The sequence below is a fragment of the Rhizocola hellebori genome (assembly GCF_016862955.1).
Taxonomy (GTDB): Bacteria; Actinomycetota; Actinomycetes; order Mycobacteriales; family Micromonosporaceae; genus Rhizocola; species Rhizocola hellebori.
Window position 1 is genome coordinate 1 of sequence record NZ_BONY01000205.1, and the last position, 532, is coordinate 532.

The following is a 532-nucleotide window of genomic DNA, read 5'->3' on the forward strand; positions in this document are numbered from 1 at the left end:
TTGGTGTGGTGTTGCAGATTTGGTTTCCGGTGACGGTGGCGCAGATTTGTCCGGCTGGGTAGGTGGCGTTGAAGGTGGTGATCGTTGCGGTGCCTGAGGTGTTGGTGGTGCCGTTTCGCAGGGGCCCGCCGTAGTAGTAGTTGGCGGCGTCTCCTGGGTTTAGGGGGAAGCGGGCGTTTCCGTTGTTGTTGATGATCACTGGTGCGTTGGATACGGGGTTGCCGAAGCCGTCTTTGACCGTGACGGTCAGCGTGGTGGTGGGTAGTTGGAAGTCCTGGGTCAGGTCGTTGTTGGTCAGGTCGTAGCGGGGCTGGTTGGTGGAGTTGTATATGGCGATTGAGCCCAGCGGTGCTGGCGGGGTGCCGGTGACATATTCAAGGTAGTAGATTCCGGCGGTGGCTACGGCTGTGTAGTGTCCGTTTGTGTCGGTGGTTGTGGTCAGTTGGCTGTTGGTGGGGAACAGCCTAAATACCATGGTCACTGAGGGAATCGGCTGCCCGGCACTGTTGCGCACGGTCCCCGACAAGACATG

At 59.2% G+C, this 532-nt stretch carries 1 protein-coding gene; it reads right to left on the reverse strand.

Features of this window, described 5'->3' with window-relative positions; all coding sequences use genetic code 11:
• A partial coding sequence (locus Rhe02_RS49535; protein WP_203915563.1) for a hypothetical protein occupies positions 1 to 475 on the reverse strand: 475 nt, incomplete at its 3' end.
• Between the last annotated feature and the right edge of the window lie 57 nt (positions 476 to 532).